The organism is Streptomyces antibioticus (assembly GCF_002019855.1).
Lineage (GTDB): Bacteria > Actinomycetota > Actinomycetes > Streptomycetales > Streptomycetaceae > Streptomyces > Streptomyces antibioticus_B.
In genome coordinates this window covers 5,852,323-5,867,085 of the sequence record NZ_CM007717.1, presented here as the reverse complement: position 1 = coordinate 5,867,085, position 14,763 = coordinate 5,852,323, and the positions used below count along the sequence as shown (strand labels likewise).

The window sequence follows — 14,763 nt, the reverse complement described above, 5'->3', positions numbered from 1 at the left end:
GTTTACTACGGTAGGCAACGGTCGGTGGCGGCACCAGGAGAATGGGCACATAGGGAACTCCCGGTAGGCGCACAATCGGCCAGGTCCGAACAGCGGTTTTCCCGATCAAAAGGGGCGGGGCACAAGGGGCCCGGGTGACGGGTGGGGGCCGGAGCGGGTCGGGCGAATCGCGTGCGGTGCGAGGCGTCGGATAGCGTTGCCGACCATGCGTCTCGTCATCGCCCGGTGCTCCGTCGACTACGCCGGCCGGCTCACCGCCCATCTCCCCTCCGCGCCCCGTCTGATCCTGGTCAAGGCGGACGGCAGTGTCTCGATCCACGCGGACGACCGGGCCTACAAGCCCCTGAACTGGATGTCGCCGCCCTGCACGCTGAAGGAGGGCACGGGCGACGAGGACGGCGTCTGGACCGTCGTCAACAAGGGGGGCGAGAAGCTCATCATCACGATGGAGGAGATCCTGCACGACTCCTCGCACGAACTGGGCGTCGATCCCGGCCTGATCAAGGACGGCGTGGAAGCGCACCTCCAAGAGCTGCTCGCCGACCGCATCGAGACCCTCGGCGAGGGCTACACCCTGATCCGGCGCGAGTACATGACCGCCATCGGGCCGGTGGACATCCTGTGCCGGGACGCCGAGGGGCAGACCGTGGCGGTCGAGATCAAGCGGCGCGGCGAGATCGACGGCGTCGAGCAGCTCACCCGCTATCTGGAGCTGCTGAACCGCGATCCGCACCTCGCGCCGGTCCGCGGGGTCTTCGCCGCGCAGGAGATCAAGCCCCAGGCCCGCGTCCTGGCCACCGACCGCGGCATCGGCTGCCAGGTCCTGGACTACGACGCGCTGCGCGGCATCGAGGACGACAAGCTGCGCCTGTTCTGACCTCGGGTACGGCGTTCGTACGACGCTCGTACGACGGTGAGGGCCGGGTCCCCGGGTGGGGAACCGGCCCTCGGTGCTGTGCGGGGGCTCCTCAGATCACCGTGTCCGGGGTGGACTCGCCGGAGGACGCGTCGGCGACGCTCGGGGAGACGGGGGTGCCGGAGGTCGTGCCACTGGCCGAGGTCTCGGTCGCCGGGTCCGTGCTCTCCGACTCCGACGGGGTGTCCGTCGGGGTCGTCGGGTTCTCGGTGGGCGTCGTCGGCTGCTGCGTCGGCGTGGTGGGCCGCTGCGAGGGCGTCGTCGTCGGGCGCGACGACGAGCTGGACGACGACGGCCGCGGGGAGCCGCTGGAGCCGCCGGTGCCGGTCCCGGGTGTGCCGCCGGTTTCCGTCGAGGCGGAGGGGGACACCGTGGGTGTCGGATCGTCCGACGTCCCCATCGTCCCGTCAGGGCCCGGGTCCGTCGGCCGGCTGGTCGCCGTGCCCGTGTCGCCGGTGGCGGTGCCGTCGCCCGGGATGTCCGAGTCGAGGCCGCCGTCGCCGAGGTCGCTGCCGGCGGACGGGTTGACGCCGACCCGCTCGGAGGGATCGTTCGCGTCGTTGTTGGAGGTGGCGCCGAGCGTCACGACCGTGCCGAGCACGGCGACCAGGAGCGCGCCCGCGCCGGCCGCGACCAGGTTGCGCCGGGCGAGGCCCTTGAGACCGGCGGCGTACGACCGGCGGGCCGGGGCCGCGGCCGGGGGCACCGGGCGGTGGACGAGGGTCTCGGCCTCCGGCGCGTAGACGGCCGGGAGCATCGCCTGGACGCCGCGCGGCGGGGACACCGGCTCCTCGGGGCGGGCCTCGGGAGCCTCCTCGCCGGTGCCCGCGGGGACGAGGCCCGGGATGTCGCCCGAGGCGTCGGCGACCAGGGCGAGGGCGCGGCGGCCCGCGACGGTGCCGCGCTTGTCGGTGAGGGTGCCGCGCAGGGCGAGCGAGGCCTCCAGTTCGGAGCGGGCCCGGTCGAGGTCGCCGCCGCAGAGCGCGAGGACGCCCATCTCGTGGTGGAAGTAGGCGCGGTCGGCTGACTCCCCGGCGAGCCGGGCGGCCTCGGCGCCCTCGCGCAGGGTGATGTCCCAGGCGCTCCAGCGGAGCCCGGCGGCGAAGGCGGGGGCGGCGGCGCGGGCGAGCTGGACGGCGGTGGCCTCCTCGCCCTCGGCGGGCGGGGTGGTGACGGGGCCGACCAGGGTGAGCGCGGCGAGGACGGCGGCGGACTCGGCGCAGACCCGCTCGGGGGTGACCGAGGGGTGCGCGGCCCACCAAGCGTAGTGCCGGGCGGCGGTGGCGGCGCGGGCGGAGACGTCGTCGTCGTAGCCGGCGGCCTCCAGTTGGGTCTTGATGCCGGCGGCGAGCCGGTAGCCGGTGCCGGCCGGGGAGACCAGTCCGCAGGCGACGAGTTCGCCGAGGGCCGCGTCGGCGTGGGTGTCGCCGACCAGTGCGGGCAGATGGGCCTGGTGCGGCACCTCGCCGCCGAGGGCGACGGCGAAGCGCAGGGTGGCGCGGGCGGAGGCGCTCAGCCGGGCGGCGAGCAGCGGGGCGGGCGCGGCGGCCTCGCCGAGGGAGGGCAGCGGTATCTCCTCGGCCTCGCCGGCGCCGGAGTCGAGGGGCTCGGGCGCGGGCGGGGCGTCCTCGAAGACCCCGAAGGCGTCGACCGCGTCGACCTCGGCGCGCAGCCGGTCGCGCTGGGCCAGCAGGGCGCCGGCCTGGACGAAGCGCAGCGGGAGTCCCTCGGACTCGAACCAGAGGTCGCCGGCCCAGTTCTCCTCCTCGTCGGTGAGGTCGCGGCCGAGGGCGTGCTCGATGACCTCGACGCCGGCCGCGCGGTCCAGGCCGCTGAGGGCGACCTCGTCGACGGCGGCGTCGGCGGAGGGGGCGGGGACGTCGGGGGTGGCGCCGAGCAGGAAGGCGCACTCGGGGGTGGCGTCCAGCAGCCGGTCGAGGTCGGTGCCGCCGAAGCCGAGGTCGTCGACGACGACGACCGCGCCGATCTCCCGTACCAGGGCGAGGAGTTCGTCGGTGCCGGGGTGGTGGCGGTCGGCGTCGTAGACGGTGTGGAAGAGGTCGAGCAGCAGATCGGCCGCGGTGCTGTGCAGTCCGGAGAGGCGGACGACGCCGTCGGGGGCGAGGTCGTCGCAGTCCTCGGCGACGAGGTCGAGGAGGCTGGTGCGGCCGGAGCCGGCCGGGCCGGTGAGGCGTACGGTCCGGCCGCGGGCCAGCAGCCGGACCAGGTGCTCGCGCTCCTCCTGGCGGCCCAGCAGGGGCGGGGCGGGCCGGGCGGGTCCTGCGGGGGCGGGCGGCCGGGCGGCGCGCTCGGCCTCGGCCCGCTGCTCGGGGGTGCGCTTGGCGGGGCGCTCGGGCACCTCGGTCGGCGGGCAGAGTTCGATCTCGCTGCCGTCGACGGGGTTGACCGTCAGCAGGTGTTCGCCGGCGACGATCCGCACGGTGCGGGCCGGGCCCGGCGTGTGCTGGGCGAAGTCGGGCGTGAGGGGGTCCCTGGACGGGCGCGGGCGCGACGCGCGGCCGTCGCCGTCATGGCCGTGGTCCTCGGGTACCGGGTTCGTCGGATCCATGGGTCAAGCCCCCCAAAAGCGTCGTGTGGCGGTAGCCCCTCCCGGCCTTGCTGCACACTGGGCTGTCGCTTCTGGTCCGGTGCCCGCTCGAGGGCTGAGGGCGGCGGGCAGACGAACCGTAAACCTTCGCACAGTATCTACGACAGTCCGGGGGGCCGTGCCGTCCGAGACATCACGGTCCGGTGAGGATTGCGCCCGCCGTACCTTTTCCACCGCAGGCCACGCGGGGTGCGGGTCAGACGCGGGGCAGGGACTCCACGCCGATGCCGCCCTCGATCGCGAGGATCCGGTGCAGCCGGGTGGCGACCAGGAGGCGTTGCATCTGCGGAGGGACGCCGCGCAGCACCAGGCGCCGGCCGCAGCGGCCGGCGCGGCGGTGGACGCCCATGATGACGCCGAGTCCGGTGGCGTCCCAGGAGTCCAGTTCGGACAGGTCGAGCACCAGGTCGCCGACGCCGTCGTCGACGGCCGAGTGCAGGGTCGTCCGGGCGTCGGCCGCGCAGCGCACGTCGAGACGGCCCCCCACGACCAGCTCGGCGTGGTCGCCCCTGATGTGCATAGCGCTCCCCTAGGCGTGCGTTGTGTGCTCCGCGGTGTGATGTCCGGTGTTGCATGCTCTGACTGCGGTAAGCAGCCGAAGGTTGCCGTCTGTGAGCGAACCGATACCGAATTCACCCGCAGGGGTGAGGCAGGTGGGGCCTGTGCGGTTTCGGTGCCTCTGAAGCCCTGCCCGCTCGCGCGTCCGATGTCACCGGCGTCAACCATCCGGCGCATCCGAGCGGTCCGCTCCGTCTGGCCTCTCGGCCGGAGATTAGCGGGCGTGAGGCGCTGTGTGACCGGTTAGTAACGCGTCTCACGTCTCATGAGGTGAGACACCGGTCACGTCGTCAAATCCCGCCCGATTCAGTCGGTTTCGGACCGTTTCAGTCCGCCCGTGGCCGGGTCGGGAGCGGGTGACGAACGGAACGGAGCGGATCCGGTCGGACCGTCTAGATTGGCCGCATGGTCAATCTGACGCGCATCTACACCAGGACCGGCGACCGGGGCACCACCGCGCTCGGGGACATGAGCCGGGTCGCCAAGACCGACCTGCGGATCTCCGCCTACGCGGACGCCAACGAGGCGAACGCGGTGATCGGCACGGCCGTCGCGCTGGGGGGCCTGGACGAGGAGATCGTCACGGTCCTCACCCGGGTCCAGAACGACCTGTTCGACGTGGGCGCGGACCTGTCGACGCCGGTGGCGGAGAACCCGGAGTTCCCGCCGCTGCGGGTCGAGCAGTTCTACATCGACCGGCTGGAGGCGGACTGCGACCGGTTCAACGCCGAACTGGAGAAGCTGCGGTCGTTCATCCTGCCCGGCGGCACCCCGGGCGCGGCCCTGCTGCACCAGGCGTGCACGGTCGTACGCCGGGCCGAGCGTTCCACGTGGGCCGCCCTGGAGGTGCACGGCGAGGTGATGAACCCGCTCACCGCGACCTACCTCAACCGGCTGTCGGACCTGCTGTTCATCCTCGCCCGCACGGCCAACAAGGAGACCGGGGACGTGCTGTGGGTGCCGGGCGGGGAGCGCTGAGCCCGGCCCCTCTCACGGCATCACCGCCGTACGGCGGTCTCCGGCTCCCGCTTCGGCCAGAGCGTGTAGGTCAGCGCCACCAGGCCGTGGATGCCGGCGGCCCTGAGGGCCACCCACTGGAAGGACCGCAGCGACGAGGTGTCGCCGTCGCCGACGTACCAGACGGCGCCCTGGAGCAGGGCGCAGGCGACGGCGGCCGCCAGCACGGTGCGCAGCCACAGCGCGCCCTCGTGCCGGGCGCGGGCGCCGCCGTAGCGCGGTGGCTTCGGGGGCGGGGGGCCGCCGGCCAGCCGGTGCGCGGCGTGGCCGTCCAGCCAGCGGATCGTGTAGTGGCCGTAGGCCACGGTGTAGCCGATGTAGAGCGCGGCCAGGCCGTGTTCCCAGCCCGGCTCGGCGCCGTTGCGCAGGTCGATCGCCGTCACGGCGAACAGGAACAGCTCCAGGACCGGCTCGCACAGCAGCAGCACCGCACTGGTGCGGCGCATGCCCAGCAGGTACCGGACGGCCAGGCCCAGCGCCAGCAGCACCCAGAAGGCCACCTCGCACGCGACGATCAACGTGACGACCACGACTCGCTCCTCTCGCTCACCCCTCCAGACTCCCGCCGGCCCGGGCCGCTTTCGTCGTCGGCGCTGACGACCTCGGGGTACATCGAAAGATGCAGCGCGGAAACGTCCCCGGGGTGAAGGCGCCCGCGGCGGACGCCGTGTTGGATGGAGGACATGGCCGCAGCACTCCCCCGCCCCCACCGCTTCGACGTGTACGTGGCGTGCGGCGGACTGCTCGGCGGGCTGGTGCTGATGGCGCTCGGCCTGGCCCTGCGCCCCGCCGACGAACCGCTCGTGCTGCTGCCCGGCGCCTGGGCGGTGCTGCCGCCGCTGGTGGTGATGTCCGGCTGCGAACTGCTGCGCCGGACGGCCCCGCGCACCGCGCTGCTGACCGGCACCGCGGCGCTGGCCCTGGACACCGTCACCCAGGGCAGTGTGGCCACGGTGCTGATGTTCACCGACCTGGTGTACGCGGCCGTCCTGTACGGCCCGCCCGCCTCGGCCCGCCGTATCCCCCGGATCACCGGGCTGCTCACGGTCGCCGGGACCGTGGTGCCGTACGCGGTGTGGCGGGTGCCGGAGGCGCTGCTGATCGGGGTGGTGATCGGCGCCGTCGCGTTCGGCCCGGCCGCGACCGGCTTGATCGTCCGCGACCACCGGGACGCGGCGATCGCGGCCCGGCTGCACGCCGAACAGACCACGCTGCTCGCCGAGATGGACCGCCGCGAGGCGGTGGTCGCCGAACGGGCGCGGATGGCACGGGAGTTGCACGACATGGTCGCCAACCACCTGTCGGCGATCGCCATTCACTCCACGGCCGCGCTCTCCATCGACGACCCGCGGACCTCCCACGAGGCGCTCGGGGTGATCCGGGAGAACAGCGTCGACGGGCTCGCGGAGATGCGCCGGCTGATCGGGATCCTGCGGGACGGCGGCGGGGACCGGGAACCGGCGGCGGCGCCCACCCTCGACGGGCTGGACGCGCTCGTGGACGGCGCCCGCGCCAACGGACTCGACGTCACCCTCGACATCGACATCGACACCGGCTTCGGCACGGGCACCGGCACCGGCACCGGCACCGGCCGGATTCCCGCCCCCGTCGAGCTGGCCGCCTACCGGATCGTCCAGGAGTCGCTGACCAACGCCCTCAAGCACGCCCGCCCCGGCCCGGTGACCGTCGCCCTCGCCCTCACCCGGCACGACGGCCCCCGGGTGCTCGACGTCGAGATCAGCAGCCCCTGCGGGCGCGAGGACGGGCCGCGCGCCCCCGGCTCCGGGGCGGGCCTGGTGGGGATGCGGGAGCGGGCGACCCTGCTGGGCGGCACCTTCACGGCCGGTCCGCACGGCGGCCGGTGGACCGTGCACGCCTCGCTGCCGCTCGCCGAGGCCGAGCCGGGCCACGGCAAGGACCCCGAAGGAGACCGCCCATGAGCCGGACCGTCCGCGTCCTGGTCGCCGAGGACCAGTCCGCCGTGCGCGCGGGGCTGGTGCTGATCCTGCGCAGCGCGCCCGACATCGAGGTGGTCGGGGAGGCCGCGGACGGTGAGCGGGCGGTGGAACTGGCCCGGGAACTGCGGCCGGACCTGGTGCTGATGGATGTGCAGATGCCGCGCCTCGACGGGGTGGCGGCGACCCGGAAGGTGGTCGCGGAGAACCTCGCCGACGTGCTGGTGCTGACCACCTTCGACCTCGACGAGTACGTGTTCGGGGCGCTGCGGGCCGGGGCCGCCGGTTTCCTGCTGAAGAACACCGAGGCACGGGATCTGATCACGGCGGTGCGGACCGTGGCCGCCGGTGAGGGGCTGATCGCCCCGGCCGTCACCCGGCGGCTGATCGCGGAGTTCGCGGCGGGCCCGGTGCGCGAGCCGGCCGCCGATCCGGCGGTCCTCGACGCCCTCACCCGGCGCGAGCGCGAGGTGCTGTCCTGCCTCGGGGAGGGGCTGTCCAACGCGGGCATCGCCGAGCGGCTCGACATGGCGGAGGCGACGGTGAAGACCCATGTCAGCAGGCTGCTGGGGAAGCTGGAACTGCGCAGCCGGGTGCAAGCGGCGGTGCTCGCACAGGAGTTGGGAATCTAGTCCAACCGTATACAAGAGTGGTCCAGACCTATTGACCCGTGGTCCAGACCTTTCTATTCTCGCGGCACTGTGGGCGTGAAGGCTCAGTCACGCCCCCCAACTCCCCATAGGAGGCGCAGAATGCGCTTCAGACACAGAGCCGCGGCAGGATTCGCGACCCTGTTGCTCCCGCTGGCCGGTCTCGTCGGCCTCGCGAGCCCCGCCCAGGCCGCCACCTCCGCCACCGCCACCTACACCAAGGCGTCGGACTGGGGCACGGGCTTCGAGGGCAAGTGGACGGTGAAGAACACCGGCACCACCTCCCTCAGCTCCTGGACCGTCGAATGGGACTTCCCCTCCGGCACGTCCGTCACCTCCGCCTGGGACGCCGACGTCACGTCCTCCGGCACCCACTGGACCGCCAAGAACAAGTCCTGGAACGGCACGCTGGCCCCCGGCGCCTCCGTCTCCTTCGGCTTCAACGGCGCGGGCAGCGGCTCCCCGTCCAACTGCAAGCTCAACGGCGGCGGTTGCGACGGCACCACGGTGCCCGGCGACTCCGCCCCCTCCGCTCCGGGCACCCCCACCGCCTCGGACATCACCAACACCTCGGTGAAGCTCTCCTGGAGCGCCGCCACCGACGACAAGGGCATCAAGAACTACGACGTGCTGCGCGACGGCACCAAGGTCGCCACCGTGACGACCACGTCGTACACCAACACCGGGCTGACCGCCGGGACCACCTACTCCTACTCGGTCCAGGCCCGCGACACCGCCGACCAGACCGGTCCGGTCAGCGGCGCGGTCTCGGTGCGCACCACCGGCGGCACCACCGACCCGCCGCCCACCGGCGACAAGGTCAAGCTCGGCTACTTCACCGAGTGGGGCGTCTACGGCCGCAACTACCACGTCAAGAACCTGGTGACCTCCGGCTCCGCGTCGAAGATCACCCACATCAACTACGCCTTCGGCAACGTCAAGAACGGCCAGTGCGTCGTCGACGACACCTACGCCGCCTACGACAAGGCGTACACCGCCGACCAGTCCGTCAGCGGCACCGCCGACACCTGGGACCAGCCGCTGCGCGGCAACTTCAACCAGCTCCGCCAGCTCAAGGCCAAGTACCCGCACATCAAGGTGCTCTACTCCTTCGGCGGCTGGACCTACTCCGGCGGCTTCGCCCAGGCGGCGGCCAACCCGACCGCCTTCGCGAAGTCCTGCAAGGCCGTCGTGGAGGACCCCCGCTGGGCCGATGTCTTCGACGGCATCGACATCGACTGGGAGTACCCGAACGCCTGCGGTCTGACCTGTGACAGCAGCGGCCCGGCCGCGTTCAAGAACCTGTCCCAGGCGCTGCGCACCGAGTTCGGCTCCAACTACCTGGTCACCGCGGCCATCACCGCCGACGGCTCCAACGGCGGCAAGATCGACGCGGCCGACTACGGCGGCGCCTCCGCGTACCTCGACTGGTACAACGTGATGACGTACGACTACTTCGGCGCCTTCAACGCGCAGGGCCCCACCGCCCCGCACTCGCCGCTGACCTCGTACTCCGGCATCCCGCAGGCGGGCTTCAACTCCGCCGACGCGATCGCCAAGCTCAAGTCCAAGGGCGTTCCGTCCGCCAAGCTCCTGCTCGGCATCGGCTTCTACGGCCGCGGCTGGACCGGAGTCACCCAGGCCGCCCCCGGCGGCTCGGCGACCGGCGCGGCCCCGGGCACCTACGAGCCGGGCATCGAGGACTACAAGGTCCTCAAGTCGTCCTGCCCCGCCACCGGCACCATCGCGGGCACGGCGTACGCCTACTGCGGCAACAACTGGTGGTCCTACGACACTCCCGCCACCATCGCCGGCAAGATGACCTGGGCCAAGAACCAGGGCCTCGGCGGCGCGTTCTTCTGGGAGTTCAGCGGTGACACCGGAAACGGTGAGCTGGTGACGGCCATCAACAACGGCCTCGCGTAAGCAAGTTCGAAGAGTTACCAGAAGAGTCACTAAGCGACGTTGACGCGCTGACCGGGCGGGGCTGCTTCCAGCCACGCGAGAAATCCGGTCAGCGCGTCTTCGCTCATCGCCAGTTCGAGCCGGGTGCCCTGATGGGCACAGGCGAGGATCACCGCGTCGGACAGCAGCGCCAGTTCCTCCTCGCCCTCCGGGAGCCGTCGGCCCGCCACCTCGATCGAGGCCCGCTCCAGCACCCTGCGGGGCCGGTAGGCGTAGGAGAAGACGCGGTACCACTCGATGCGGTCGCCGTTGTAGCGGGCGACGCCGTAGCTCCAGCCCTTGCCGCTGGCGTCCGGTTTCTCGGGTACGTCCCAGCGCAGGGAACAGTCGAAGGTGCCACCGGAGCGCTGGATGAGTCTGCGGCGCAGACCGAAGACGAACAGCCCGAGCACCACCAGGGCCACGACGATTCCGCACACAGTCAGAGCGAGGACCATCGACACCGACCTCCTCGTCTCCTAGGTACCGAAAATAGGTAACGGAACGGAAAAAACATCCAGATCTGCCTCAGCCGCGGCCGGCCCGGAGGACTCCGGGCCGGCCGCGGCTGAGTGACGTCATACGGCTCCGCGCTGGGTCAGCGCGTCGCCGCCGCACGCAGTCGTACGTCCGCGCGGCGCTCGGCGAGGGCGTCGCCCTCGGCCTTCGCGCGCTCCAGCTCCCGCTCCGCGCGCTGGACGTCGATCTCGTCCGACAGCTCGGCGATCTCGGCCAGCAGCGACAGCTTGTTGTCCGCGAACGAGATGAAACCGCCGTGCACCGCGGCGACGACCGTTCCACCATCACTCGTACGGATGGTCACCGGGCCCGACTCCAGCACACCGAGCAGCGGCTGGTGACCGGGCATGACGCCGATGTCGCCGGACGTGGTGCGCGCGACGACCAGGGTGGCCTCGCCGGACCAGACCTCTCGGTCAGCCGCGACCAGCGCGACGTGCAGCTCAGCAGCCAAGGTGGCTCCTCGGGTCACCACCCGGCGGATCTGCCGGGTGTTGGTTACTAAGTCTAGTGGGCGTGGCGAAGGGGGCGGGACGCGCCCGCCCCCTCACACACGAACTCGGAGAGTTCCGAGATCAGGAGACGCCCAGCTCCTTGGCGTTGGCCTTCAGGTCCTCGATGCCACCGCACAGGAAGAACGCCTGCTCCGGGAAGTGGTCGTACTCGCCGTCGATGATCGCGTTGAACGCGGCGATCGACTCGTCCAGCGGGACGTCCGACCCGTCGACGCCGGTGAACTGCTTGGCGACGTGGGTGTTCTGGGACAGGAAGCGCTCGACGCGACGGGCACGGTGGACGGTGAGCTTGTCCTCCTCGCCCAGCTCGTCGATACCGAGGATCGCGATGATGTCCTGAAGGTCCTTGTACTTCTGGAGGACCGTCTTGACGCGCATCGCGGTGTTGTAGTGGTCCGCCGCGATGTAGCGGGGGTCCAGGATCCGGGACGTGGAGTCCAGCGGGTCCACGGCCGGGTAGATGCCCTTCTCGGAGATCGGACGGGAGAGCACCGTCGTCGCGTCGAGGTGGGCGAAGGTGGTGGCCGGGGCCGGGTCGGTCAGGTCGTCCGCGGGGACGTAGATCGCCTGCATCGAGGTGATCGAGTGACCACGGGTCGAGGTGATGCGCTCCTGGAGGAGACCCATCTCGTCGGCCAGGTTCGGCTGGTAACCCACCGCGGAGGGCATCCGGCCGAGCAGGGTCGAGACCTCGGAACCGGCCTGCGTGAAGCGGAAGATGTTGTCGATGAAGAACAGCACGTCCTGCTTCTGCACATCGCGGAAGTACTCCGCCATGGTCAGACCGGCCAGGGCCACGCGCAGACGGGTGCCCGGGGGCTCGTCCATCTGACCGAAGACCAGGGCGGTCTTGTCGATGACGCCCGACTCGGCCATCTCCTCGATGAGGTCGTTGCCCTCACGGGTGCGCTCACCGACACCGGCGAACACGGAGACACCGTCGTGGTTGTTGGCGACGCGGTAGATCATCTCCTGGATGAGCACCGTCTTGCCGACGCCGGCACCACCGAACAGACCGATCTTGCCGCCCTTGACGTACGGGGTCAGCAGGTCGATGACCTTGACGCCGGTCTCGAACATCTCGGTCTTCGACTCGAGCTCGTCGAAGTTCGGGGCCTTGCGGTGGATGGACCAGCGCTCGCCCGTGTACTTCTCGTCGACGTTCAGCACCTCACCGAGGGTGTTGAACACCTTGCCCTTGGTGAAGTCGCCGACCGGGACGGTGATGCCCGTGCCGGTGTCGGTGACCGGGGCCTGGCGGACCAGACCGTCGGTGGGCTGCATGGAGATGGTGCGGACCAGGCCGTCACCCAGGTGCTGGGCGACCTCCAGGGTCAGCGTCTTCTTCGCGCCGTCCTGGGCCGGGTCGGCCACCTCGACGTGAAGGGCGTTGTAGATCTCCGGCATGGCGTCGACGGGGAATTCCACGTCGACGACCGGGCCGATGACCCGGGCGACGCGGCCCGTGGCAACGGCCGTCTCAACTGTCGTCGTCATTACCTGTCACTCCCCGCGGTCGCGTCGGCCAGGGCTGCGGAGCCACCGACGATCTCGCTGATTTCCTGGGTGATTTCGGCCTGGCGGGCCGCGTTGGCAAGGCGGGAGAGCGTCTCGATCAGCTCTCCGGCGTTGTCGGTCGCCGACTTCATCGCGCGCCGCGTGGCGGCGTGCTTCGAGGCTGCCGACTGGAGAAGCGCGTTGTACACGCGGCTCTCCACATAGCGCGGCAGAAGCGCGTCGAGGACGTCCTCCGCCGAGGGCTCGAAGTCGAACAGCGGAAGGATCTCGCCCTTCGTCGCCGACTCCTCCGCCACCTCGTCGAGGCTGAGCGGCAGCAGACGGTCGTCGAGCGCCGACTGCGTCATCATCGACACGAACTCGGTGAAGACGATGTGGATCTCGTCCACGCCGCCGTCCGCCGTGTCCTTCTCGATGGCCTCGATCAGCGGGGCCGCGACCTTCTTGGCGTCCGCGTACGTCGGCTCGTCCGTGAAGCCCGACCACGACTCCGCGACCTTGCGCTCACGGAAGTTGTAGTGCGCGAGACCACGCCGGCCGACGATGTACGTGTCGACCTGCTTGCCCTCGGACTCGAGGCGCTCCGTCAACTGCTCCGCGGCCTTGATGGCGTTGGCGTTGAAGGCGCCGGCGAGACCGCGGTCGCTGGTCAGCAGCAGCACCGCGGACCGCACGACCGTGTCGGCCTGCGTGGTCAGCGGGTGCTGCGTGTTCGAGCCGGTGCCGACCGCCGTGACCGCGCGCGTCAGCTCGGCCGCGTAGGGCGTGGAGGCCGCCACCTTGCGCTGCGCCTTGACGACACGCGAGGCGGCGATCATCTCCATCGCCTTGGTGATCTTCTTGGTCGCGGTGACGGATCGGATGCGACGCTTGTAGACCCGGAGCTGGGCTCCCATGAGTCAGGTCCCTTCCTTACGTCACTTGGCGGCGGACGGGGCGTCCTCGCCGAGAAGCTTGCCGTCCGCGGTCTCGAACTGCTTCTTGAACTCGGCGATCGCGTCGGCGACGGCGGTGAGGGTGTCGTCCGACATCTTGCCGCCCTCCTTGATGGAGGTCATGAGGCCCTGCTCCTTGCGGTGCAGGTACTCCAGGAGCTCCTTCTCGAAGCGGCGGATGTCGGCCACCGGGACGTCGTCCATCTTGCCGGTGGTACCGGCCCACACGGAGACGACCTGGTCCTCGGTCGGCATCGGCTGGTACTGCGGCTGCTTCAGCAGCTCGACCAGACGCTGACCACGCTCGAGCTGGGCCTTCGACGCGGCGTCCAGGTCGGAACCGAAGGCGGCGAACGCCTCCAGCTCGCGGTACTGGGCGAGGTCGAGGCGCAGTCGGCCGGAGACCTGCTTCATCGCCTTGTGCTGCGCGGAACCACCGACTCGGGAGACGGAGATACCGACGTTCAGCGCGGGGCGCTGACCGGCGTTGAAGAGGTCCGACTCCAGGAAGCACTGGCCGTCGGTGATGGAGATGACGTTGGTCGGGATGAACGCCGAGACGTCGTTGGCCTTCGTCTCGACGATCGGCAGACCGGTCATCGAGCCCGCGCCCAGGTCGTCGGAGAGCTTCGCGCAGCGCTCCAGCAGACGGGAGTGCAGGTAGAAGACGTCACCGGGGTAGGCCTCACGGCCCGGCGGGCGGCGCAGCAGCAGCGACACGGCGCGGTAGGCGTCGGCCTGCTTCGACAGGTCGTCGAAGATGATCAGGACGTGCTTGCCCTCGTACATCCACTGCTGGCCGATGGCCGAGCCGGTGTACGGCGCCAGGTACTTGAAGCCGGCCGGGTCGGACGCCGGGGCGGCGACGATGGTCGTGTACTCCAGCGCGCCGGCCTCTTCCAGGGCGCCCCGCACGGAGGCGATGGTCGAGCCCTTCTGGCCGATGGCGACGTAGACGCAGCGGACCTGCTTCTTCACGTCGCCGGAGCGCCAGTTGTCACGCTGGTTGATGATCGTGTCGACGGCCAGCGCGGTCTTGCCGGTCTGGCGGTCGCCGATGATGAGCTGACGCTGACCGCGGCCGACCGGGGTCATGGCGTCGACGGCCTTGTAGCCGGTCTCCATCGGCTCGTGCACCGACTTACGGGCCATGACACCCGGAGCCTGAAGCTCCAGGGCACGGCGGCCGGACGTCTCGATCTCGCCGAGGCCGTCGATCGGGTTGCCGAGCGGGTCGACGACGCGGCCGAGGTAGCCCTCGCCGACGGCCACGGAGAGCACCTCACCGGTGCGCTGCACCGGCTGCCCCTCCTCGATGCCGCTGAACTCACCGAGGACGATGGCGCCGATCTCGCGCTCTTCCAGGTTGAGCGCGAGGCCGAGGGTGCCGTCCTCGAACTTCAGCAGTTCGTTGGCCATGGCCGAGGGGAGGCCCTCGACCTTCGCGATGCCGTCGCCGGCAAGGGTGACCGTACCGACCTCCTCGCGCGAGGCCGCGTCCGGCTTGTACGACTGGACAAAGTTCTCCAGCGCGTCCCGGATCTCCTCCGGCCGGATCGTGAGCTCCGCCATCTGGGTTCCCTGCTCTCCTTGTTGGGCCCGAAGTTTCTTAGGGGGTCTGGGGGCGA

General features: G+C 71.0%; 13 protein-coding genes. 5 read left to right on the top strand and 8 right to left on the bottom strand.

Annotation, left to right across the window (positions count from 1 at the left end; translation table 11 throughout):
• Positions 1 to 205 precede the first annotated feature (205 nt).
• Positions 206 to 877: an endonuclease NucS gene (nucS, locus tag AFM16_RS26725; RefSeq protein WP_030784664.1), complete on the top strand. Its 672-nt coding sequence runs from the start codon at positions 206 to 208 to the stop codon at positions 875 to 877.
• A 91-nt stretch (positions 878 to 968) separates the two neighbouring features.
• Here the strand turns inward: nucS and AFM16_RS26720 are convergent, their stop codons facing one another.
• A complete protein-coding gene (locus tag AFM16_RS26720) occupies positions 969 to 3,485 on the bottom strand; it encodes an ATP-binding protein (RefSeq protein ID WP_078634851.1) in 2,517 nt (838 codons plus the stop codon).
• Positions 3,486 to 3,720: 235 nt separating this feature from the next.
• Positions 3,721 to 4,044, bottom strand: a complete 324-nt coding sequence (locus tag AFM16_RS26715; RefSeq protein WP_030784659.1) for an STAS domain-containing protein — start codon at positions 4,042 to 4,044, stop codon at positions 3,721 to 3,723.
• A 443-nt stretch (positions 4,045 to 4,487) separates the two neighbouring features.
• Here AFM16_RS26715 and AFM16_RS26710 point away from each other — a divergent pair, with 443 nt between their 5' ends.
• The gene (locus tag AFM16_RS26710; protein WP_030784657.1) at positions 4,488 to 5,060 is read left to right on the top strand and encodes a cob(I)yrinic acid a,c-diamide adenosyltransferase; all 573 of its coding nucleotides are present in this window, start codon (positions 4,488 to 4,490) and stop codon (positions 5,058 to 5,060) included.
• Between the two features lie 20 nt (positions 5,061 to 5,080).
• On the opposite strand, the gene AFM16_RS26705 is transcribed toward AFM16_RS26710, so the two are convergent.
• Positions 5,081 to 5,629: a hypothetical protein gene (locus AFM16_RS26705; RefSeq protein WP_078634850.1), complete on the bottom strand. Its 549-nt coding sequence runs from the start codon at positions 5,627 to 5,629 to the stop codon at positions 5,081 to 5,083.
• Positions 5,630 to 5,782: 153 nt separating this feature from the next.
• Between AFM16_RS26705 and AFM16_RS26700 the strand changes: the two genes are divergently transcribed.
• The 3 genes from AFM16_RS26700 to AFM16_RS26690 all read left to right on the top strand — a co-directional run bounded on the left by AFM16_RS26700 (position 5,783) and on the right by AFM16_RS26690 (position 9,630).
• Positions 5,783 to 7,039 (top strand): sensor histidine kinase, encoded by a 1,257-nt coding sequence (locus AFM16_RS26700; RefSeq protein WP_078637104.1) that lies wholly within the window; start codon positions 5,783 to 5,785, stop codon positions 7,037 to 7,039.
• Entirely contained in the window at positions 7,036 to 7,686 is a 651-nt protein-coding gene (locus AFM16_RS26695; RefSeq protein ID WP_078634849.1) for a response regulator, read from the top strand. Before AFM16_RS26700 ends, AFM16_RS26695 begins: the two co-directional genes overlap by 4 nt.
• 120 nt (positions 7,687 to 7,806) lie before the next feature.
• Positions 7,807 to 9,630 carry a glycoside hydrolase family 18 chitinase gene (locus tag AFM16_RS26690; RefSeq protein ID WP_030784648.1) on the top strand — a complete coding sequence of 608 codons (1,824 nt, stop codon included), beginning with the start codon at positions 7,807 to 7,809 and terminating at the stop codon, positions 9,628 to 9,630.
• 29 nt (positions 9,631 to 9,659) lie between these two features.
• On the opposite strand, the gene AFM16_RS26685 is transcribed toward AFM16_RS26690, so the two are convergent.
• The 5 genes from AFM16_RS26685 to atpA all read right to left on the bottom strand — a co-directional run bounded on the left by AFM16_RS26685 (position 9,660) and on the right by atpA (position 14,707).
• Positions 9,660 to 10,106, bottom strand: coding sequence for a DUF2550 domain-containing protein (locus tag AFM16_RS26685; protein WP_030784646.1), 447 nt, complete (start codon positions 10,104 to 10,106; stop codon positions 9,660 to 9,662).
• Positions 10,107 to 10,246: 140 nt separating this feature from the next.
• Positions 10,247 to 10,621, bottom strand: a complete 375-nt coding sequence (locus AFM16_RS26680) for a F0F1 ATP synthase subunit epsilon (protein ID WP_030784643.1) — start codon at positions 10,619 to 10,621, stop codon at positions 10,247 to 10,249.
• A gap of 121 nt (positions 10,622 to 10,742) precedes the next feature.
• A complete protein-coding gene (gene atpD, locus AFM16_RS26675) occupies positions 10,743 to 12,179 on the bottom strand; it encodes a F0F1 ATP synthase subunit beta (RefSeq protein ID WP_030784641.1) in 1,437 nt (478 codons plus the stop codon).
• Complete coding sequence (locus AFM16_RS26670) at positions 12,179 to 13,096, bottom strand: F0F1 ATP synthase subunit gamma (protein ID WP_030784637.1); 918 nt, start codon at positions 13,094 to 13,096, stop codon at positions 12,179 to 12,181. The genes atpD and AFM16_RS26670 overlap by 1 nt, the downstream gene beginning before the upstream one ends.
• 21 nt (positions 13,097 to 13,117) lie before the next feature.
• Positions 13,118 to 14,707: a F0F1 ATP synthase subunit alpha gene (atpA, locus tag AFM16_RS26665; protein ID WP_030784633.1), complete on the bottom strand. Its 1,590-nt coding sequence runs from the start codon at positions 14,705 to 14,707 to the stop codon at positions 13,118 to 13,120.
• Positions 14,708 to 14,763: the final 56 nt, after the last annotated feature.

Coding starts and splice junctions, on each gene's coding strand:
- nucS (WP_030784664.1), top strand. CDS start 206: ATGCGTCTCGTCATCGCCCGGTGCTCCGTCGACTACGCCGGCCGGCTC.
- AFM16_RS26720 (WP_078634851.1), bottom strand. CDS start 3,485: ATGGATCCGACGAACCCGGTACCCGAGGACCACGGCCATGACGGCGAC.
- AFM16_RS26715 (WP_030784659.1), bottom strand. CDS start 4,044: ATGCACATCAGGGGCGACCACGCCGAGCTGGTCGTGGGGGGCCGTCTC.
- AFM16_RS26710 (WP_030784657.1), top strand. CDS start 4,488: ATGGTCAATCTGACGCGCATCTACACCAGGACCGGCGACCGGGGCACC.
- AFM16_RS26700 (WP_078637104.1), top strand. CDS start 5,783: ATGGCCGCAGCACTCCCCCGCCCCCACCGCTTCGACGTGTACGTGGCG.
- AFM16_RS26695 (WP_078634849.1), top strand. CDS start 7,036: ATGAGCCGGACCGTCCGCGTCCTGGTCGCCGAGGACCAGTCCGCCGTG.
- AFM16_RS26690 (WP_030784648.1), top strand. CDS start 7,807: ATGCGCTTCAGACACAGAGCCGCGGCAGGATTCGCGACCCTGTTGCTC.
- AFM16_RS26685 (WP_030784646.1), bottom strand. CDS start 10,106: ATGGTCCTCGCTCTGACTGTGTGCGGAATCGTCGTGGCCCTGGTGGTG.
- atpD (WP_030784641.1), bottom strand. CDS start 12,179: ATGACGACGACAGTTGAGACGGCCGTTGCCACGGGCCGCGTCGCCCGG.
- AFM16_RS26670 (WP_030784637.1), bottom strand. CDS start 13,096: ATGGGAGCCCAGCTCCGGGTCTACAAGCGTCGCATCCGATCCGTCACC.
- atpA (WP_030784633.1), bottom strand. CDS start 14,707: ATGGCGGAGCTCACGATCCGGCCGGAGGAGATCCGGGACGCGCTGGAG.